Genomic DNA, 7,349 nt, shown 5'->3' with positions numbered 1-7,349 from the left:
TCCTGTATCTGATTGTATAGATCGTAAGCGATAAAAGCTGAGGTACCACGAGCAAGGAGAGGCGATGCTGCTTTTAGAGATCTACCAAGAATAACTTTACCGTTTGAAGCTAACTCCATACCTTTGAGAGAGATAGCTTGGGCAACTTTAGCAAATCCTTGACCACCGGCAATAAAGCCTAGATTAATTGCAACACCTTGATAATCATGATTAAGAAAAGAAGCTAGAGTTGCCTTTCCCATCATTCCGTGCATAGTGATACCAGAAACCATTCCTACTTTATTTAAATGATTCATGAATTTTTGATTACTAATAAGCTTATTAATTAAACCTTGAGATTGACCTGTAACCTTAACTTTATCTGCTAGCTGAATTAGCTGATCACGTTTTTCCTGTGGCAGATCTTTAACGTAGCTTATAAACTTTTCACTATCTATTTCAATATTGCTTAAACTTCTTTTTTCATCTTTTTCTACATTAAACTCATCCACATCTTCCCATGTAAATAAACATTCATTTTCAGCTTCTCTTTTCCTTCTATTTAATAGACAGTTTTTAACTTTCAATCTTTTTAGCTCTTGCAAATCGCTTTCAGACCCTTTTCTTTTTAGATTACCTTTTTTTAATTCTATAGTTTCGTAGCATTTCTTGAGAAAATCTGTTCGATGTTCAGAAGGATTTTCACTTTTCCATTTAATGAGCTCTATTATTTGGTTTATGTAATTGCTTGAAAGTTTATATTCAAATTCACCTGCAGGATCAAGCACTAGAAGCTCTTTTTCAGCATCAATTAACTTTAGTCCTGCTTTTCCTAGTATAAATAAATAATCTATACTCTCTGATACTGCAATTTCAGTTTGACGTTGCTCACTTAATATATCTGTGATAAGTTCCAGTTCTGTCTTGAGTTGTTCAGATGTAAAAGGTAATTTCCTATTTTTTTCTACGGAAAAGCCGACAAAACGCACAAGCATCTTAAGAAAAGATAGCTTATTAACCTGTTGAAGCTCTTTTGCCCCTTTCCCGGCTCTATTTACAACATAATTAATTAGGTCAACAAAAATGCCATATGAGTAAATGTATGTACCACCATCAATCTTATCATATAAAATAGAGTTAAATCTTTCTGACATTTCAGGAGTGAGGATCTCTAAAACCCTAGATATTAGAACACCTTGTCTTTCTAGCCACGTTAGACTTTTATCTTTATAGATCTCATTGATAGACGATTTAGTATATTCAATAATATTTGCATGATGAGCAATACGAGTGAAAAAAGATTGCAAAAATCCACATGTTGTCATGTCTCCCAACGCTGAATCAATCAGACCGCCGTTTCCGACGTTCAAACATTTCAGAAATTTTATTGTTTTCTCTGTATACTTCTCCTGAATACTTTTATCAGAGTCAATATATTTAATACAATTTTCCATGAAATCTTTGTAATGAAACTCAAGAGCAATAGATAAGTATGGCAAATCTTTTAATTTTATCTTTTCTTCTAAGATTGAATATAAAGATTTTAGGAAATTTTCGTATTGATCTGCATTATGAGTACCGCTTATCTTGCTAAAACTCTCAGCAATTTCCTCAAGAACTAGCAGTTTTTTTTGTAATATCTTTTCTAAGTATTGATGTTTGATATCTCGCTTTTTACACTCATTTAAGAAATAACCTATTGCACCATCAAGCCTTCTTTCAAAAATATTTTCTACAAAATCAAGGTGAAAACCCTTACTATTTTCTTCTATTTTCATAAAATAGTCAAATGCGTTTTGTAATTCTTCAATATTTGTTTCCTTGGTAAAATTGTCAAAGATACGATCAATTAAACTAGTATCTATGTTTTTGTCTTTGTCTTTATAATTATAAAAATAACCTTGATTCCCTCGATACATTCCTTCCGGCGTATTCTTTTTGAATTCTTCCAATAATTCAGTCAAGCTTTTTCCAGATGAAGCATCATCAGGTGGTCTTGAAAGCTGTAATTTTGCTTCAATTTTAACCCCTTTCAGCAAATTACAGTTCTGTATTGCTTTCCAATTACTACTTAAATTGCTATCACTTTCTTTTTTTATCTTGTTTTCAATAAAATCATGAATTACTTTGTTATGATTCCTAAAGATTTGCATACGTAAAAAGTTATCTACTGCTCTGTATTTAGGGTGATCTTTCTCCTTCCTTAGAGCATTAACAAGAAAATCTGCCACAAAATATTCAATATAAGTAAAGTGAAGAAAATCTGCAGTACCGTCCTCTTTTAAATTCTTTACAAGACCAATATCCTGTAACTCCTTTCCTGAAAATCTTTCCTTACTTAAAAGTCCTTGTATCTGATCTTCAGAAAAGAATGATTTTAATGCTAAGTAACTATGTGCTTTTGTATATGACCTAGTTAATGAGGTTCGCGAATCCTCGCTTAACTTTCCACTGATCTTGATTTTTTCTTTAAAATATCTTTCATATTGATACTCAATGAACCTCTCATAAAGATCAGATATGTTACTAATTCTAAAGTTGGAAGGGTTAAATTCTTTATGTTTAAAATATTCTTCACACTCATCTTGAAAAATTTCAGCCACCATTCGCGCTTGTAATACAATTCCTACTAAACCCTCTTCCTTCATAAGGTTTAATCCATGAAAATAATTTAGGAGTTGCCCTGTAAAACTAACAACTCCTTCATTTTGATTTAGTTCTTTTACATTTAACTTTTTAATCCAAAATTTTTTTAAAAATTCTTTTTGTTCAGTCTTGTCAAAAGGATTTAGAGAGTAAGCAAATATTCCCAAAGCATCCTCTAACTTAGATCGTTCATACGAACGAGTTGTGATTAACACTTTCCCTTTTGTAGTTCTCAGGATTCTCAATAATTGAACTACTTTTTCTTGACTACGATCCTTTATTTCATCATACCCATCTAACAATAGAGTAACCTGACCTTGTTGTGTCAAACAATATTGTAGTAAATTCTTTATTAATGAAGTTTTTGAACTTGCTGGATCAATAATATTAGACAGGAACTCCACAATTCCACTTAAATCATTAAAATTCGCATTATCTATACCCGTTTGATAATCTTTTAAATTAATTCTAATAGGCCATAAGGAATCTTTGCTCATTGAATACGTAGTCAGTATAGTAGATTTTCCCATACCAGCTTCTGCAGCAATAATAGCTGAATCAGTTAAGTCGTTAACTTGCTTTTCTTTGCCCTTCGTTTCTAGTACGAATCTGCGTAAATTAAATAAGGAACCATGAGATTGTTTCCATTCTAGTACACCTTTCTTATTTTCAAGCAAGTGAATAGTGTATTTTTTATAATCACGACATAATTGATCAAAATTTTCCTTTATATCATGATGATTATCTAATCTAATAAGTCGAATAGGGTTTTCCTTGTCAGGGTCTTGATTGGTAAACTCTCTCTTTCTTTCTTTAGTAGCTAATTGATCAAAGTCACCTTCTTCTATACTGCTAATGGCAAATAGGTCATTTTTATTCTCCTCAAGGCATTTTTTATCTATCTCTGTTTGATAAGTAAGTTTACGTTGTATATCAATATATGTATCAAAGTCATATTTATGCTCACTACCTATTACGTTACTATCACCGTTAATGAGTGTGTTAATGAGTGTAGTTAATGCATCTCCATCTATGGCTGAGTATAGATCATCCTTATTAGCGTCCGTAGTTAGGCTAGTCAATTCCCTTTCTTCTCCAAAAAGCGTAATTTTTGTTCCTAGTATTGTCTCTTTTGGGTCAGAAAGAAGGTCATCAAGCTTGTTATTATCATCATTTATTGTTTCCACATGCTGTTTTTGAAAAAACTCTGAGATGTTATTGCTCTGTTTTAGCTGAGTGATAAAAATAATTTTCTTGTTAAGATTTTTTTTAACTATCTCATAGAATTTCTTTAATAAACCCTCTACATCTTCAGAGAAGTTTGTAATTATTAAGTAATCTTTTTCCTGTGAACTGAATTCATTTACAGGGTTCACCTCAGAACTTAGCAAGAAAGATAAAGATTTTAGATCTGAAAATATACTTCTATATGTCTCACGGCTTGTAAGTATCTGAGACACCTTAATTTCACTCAACAATTCACTTTCGGAACAAACGATTAAGATTTGTTTTTTACTATTCTGTTTATTTAAAAATTCTCTAATTTCCTTAACTGTTTTAATATCGTCTTTGAACTTAAGTCCAAATTTTTCAAATTTTTTTTTCTCAATAAATTTGAGCTAATTAACCCTAAATTGGCAATCTTGTGCCTTGCTTTATCTAAAAACTGGGTTACATCTTTATCTGTAAGAAAATGTGCTCTTCCCCATCCTTTCTCTCCTGGATCTTTTATGCGATGCTTCATCCAATCATACATAAACTTAAAAAAATCGTTGTAAATAATTTCATTTATTAGATTAAACTCATTACCAATTGTGTCTTTAATCTTCTGCTCTAAGCTTGCTCCAGATGGCTGTTCAACAGCAAAAACAAGCTTATCCAAAAAATCACCTATCTTTTCATTAACACCATCACCTGACAATCTGTTTTTTTTTAAAGATTTTTGGAATATTGGCTTTAATTCCGAAATTATTTTACCTCTTATCTCTGAATCCTTATTAAACTGATAACGCTTACCTCCCAAATTTAAAACTGTGTCATCGTCTGTTTTCTCTGAAAAATAGGCTTTCCATGTTTTTTTGTTGTCTTTTGTTCTTATTTGGTCCTTCTTTGTTGTACTTAGCTCAAAGTCAAAATCAGTGTTAGTACAAATAATAAAATCTTCTAGTTCTCCATCTTTAAATTCTTTCTTCTCTTTATCTTTTAGATATGAGACAAAATACTTTTGCAAGCTAAAGTCGTTATCACTATTTGAAATAAGGTCACGAACCTTAATTTTATTTTTTTCTTCTAGAAATTGCCTATGCTTTGCTTGTAGAAAACGATACTTTATACTACCCTGACTATCAGTATAACGAAAAACCAGATCATCAAATTTCTCTGCTTCAGCCATTTCTGTAGCTAAACGGAAAGCTACTTTAGAGTTTTTACCTTTTGATGCAAACAACATCAATAATTTGAGTTGATAATCATTACCATGGGAAAATCTTTTTAATTCTGCAGCTTCATGTTCGCTATTTGAAGTCCAAGTCTCATCCTGAATCCGATTATCATCAGAAGAAGATTGATGAAAAGAGTCTGAATTCGGATCATTGTTAACTCTTTCACCTAAATAATCTGTGTTAACACCCCTATCTTTTACACCAATGTCAGAACTAATCTGCTGTAAATTTTCTTGAGCTGGAGATTGTTGATTTCCTTGATTAGCATTTGAAGGCCCTGGTTTAGGTTCATTATCAGCTCTTTTCACTCTATTTCCTGGTAGATCTGGTTGTTGTTCCACCAACTTAACACGTTGTTCAGGTTGACTCTCAGATAATTTATTTCCTTCAGAAGAACCAGATCTTCTAATAGCTTGTTCCACCTTAAAACCTTCTGGCAGTTCTAGATTATCATTTATACGCTTTACTCTTTTTAAGTCTTGAAGAGCCTTTCTGCTTTGCTCTCTATATTGCTGTTCTTCCTGTATTTGTGATTTAAATTCTTCTTTTTTAAAATAGCTTGTTGGATACCTTGTCTTTAACATAAAACCCCCTTGTTGTTACACCAAAACCGATCATGATTGATTCATAACATAATAAATTATTAAACTTAACAATGCAAGCTTTTTGCATTTTGAAGCTGAAGTTAGCACTGACTGAAAACCCTTTATTTACTTTAGACACCAATTTCGTTAAATTTAACAACATTTTCCTCTCTATTCTCACGCACGTATATACTTTCATGTAAACAGAAATTACTAAAAAGCTGTCCAGTATGGCTGATTTTGGCTATTTTACATAACGATTCTGAGAACAAGTTTTTTTGGAATCGCTTGGCCCGCCAAACAGCATGTTTGAACCTATCTCCATCCAAAATTTAGCATGAGCCACAATCCCAATACTGCTGGCTTTAGTCCTGTTAAGACGTGTACCTACGCACTTATCTTATTTTTCATAACTTATTAATCTTTCTTTCATAATGCTATGTTTATGTAAAACTTTCTCACAAATACCCCTACCTTTTTTGCGTTTTTGAGAAAAGTAAAGTAGTCAATAATTGAATTTTTTGTCACGCTAAAGAGAGGGACTTCCTTAAAAAAAATATTTAATAATTTTGACCTTAATGCCACTCTATACCTCCATATTTGACTACTTTTACTATAACTTCTATTCTCCTTCTTTAGCTACTTGGATATCAATAATTTTGCCTGATTTTCTGTTGACATAAGTAAATACATATGCTTTATTTTCTCTTTTTTTACATACGTGAATAGCTCATCAACTTCAAGAATTTGTATATTTCCCTCTTGTACTTTATTGAGTTCTTTACGAAAGCCCTCCTTCACCATGTTTCTTGATCTATGCTGAAATTACAGAGTTATGCACCCCTTTTATCTTTCCTAAGGTGTGTTGCTTGCGTTATCTACAGTATGTCTAGTGGACAAAATTTCCTGATTTATTTATACTTCCATCACTCTCTGGGACTGTACACCTAGGATAATTATTACCTTCATTAAAAACTAGTATATTAAATGCCTACTCCTTGACAAGTTAAAATAGGCTTCATCTTCATACACTGAAATATGTTTTCTTTAGGATGTGAGCTTTTATGCTCGTAGGTTCTTGCACCAAAAAGGGGTTCTTAATGGCCATTACAGCTGCTAAGTTCATAGTATTCATTTCTTAGGCTTTTAAGGCGCTTTACAGAGGGATTGATAAAAAGATGTATTTATATGTCTAAAGTATGAAATGCGATTCTAAGGTGATCTCTGGCAGCCATTTTTTTCATTCAAAACTTAAAAAATAAAGAAGTTGAACATTCCTTCAAAATTTAGTATAATCATTAATTATTTTTAACTTACTTTCTTATGGCTCTTTCTAAATTTCTTGATGCACGCAATGATTATGCTTTTAAGAGAATATTTGGCACCGAGAAAAACAAGGATATTCTAATTCATTTCCTAAACGATATTTTAGGCTTTACTGGCTTAGCTGCTATTCAAGATGTTGAATTTTTAGCTACTATTTTAGACCCTGAAATTGCCGCTAAAAAGCAGAGTATTGTTGATGTTCTTTGTAAGGACTCTCAAGGTTCTAGATACATTATAGAGATGCAGTTCACTAAGACTAAAGGTTTCGAGAAGCGTGCTCAATATTATGCTGCCAAAGCTTACTCAAATCAGGCTGATCAAGGTGATGAATATCATGACCTTAAGGAAATAATCTTTATAGCTGTCGCTGATT

Annotated in this window: 3 protein-coding genes; 1 reads left to right on the top strand and 2 read right to left on the bottom strand. The window is 32.0% G+C overall.

Annotated features, from left to right (window positions below; all coding sequences use genetic code 11):
• Window positions 1-4,103 (bottom strand): NACHT domain-containing protein (locus IC220_RS04300; protein WP_188153325.1); only part of this gene is annotated, 4,103 nt, incomplete at its 3' end.
• 50 nt (window positions 4,104-4,153) lie between these two features.
• Complete coding sequence (locus IC220_RS04295; protein WP_188153324.1) at window positions 4,154-5,650, bottom strand: hypothetical protein; 1,497 nt, start codon at window positions 5,648-5,650, stop codon at window positions 4,154-4,156.
• 1,323 nt (window positions 5,651-6,973) lie between these two features.
• Here IC220_RS04295 and IC220_RS04290 point away from each other — a divergent pair.
• Window positions 6,974-7,349 (top strand): Rpn family recombination-promoting nuclease/putative transposase (locus IC220_RS04290; RefSeq protein ID WP_188153323.1); only part of this gene is annotated, 376 nt, incomplete at its 3' end.

This window comes from Wolbachia endosymbiont of Pentalonia nigronervosa (assembly GCF_014534705.1).
In the GTDB taxonomy this organism is placed as follows: Bacteria; Pseudomonadota; Alphaproteobacteria; order Rickettsiales; family Anaplasmataceae; genus Wolbachia.
The sequence above is the reverse complement of the archived record's forward strand: the minus strand, read 5'-3'. Positions and strand labels throughout refer to the sequence as shown.

Coding starts and splice junctions, on each gene's coding strand:
- IC220_RS04295 (WP_188153324.1), bottom strand. CDS start 5,650: ATGTTAAAGACAAGGTATCCAACAAGCTATTTTAAAAAAGAAGAATTT.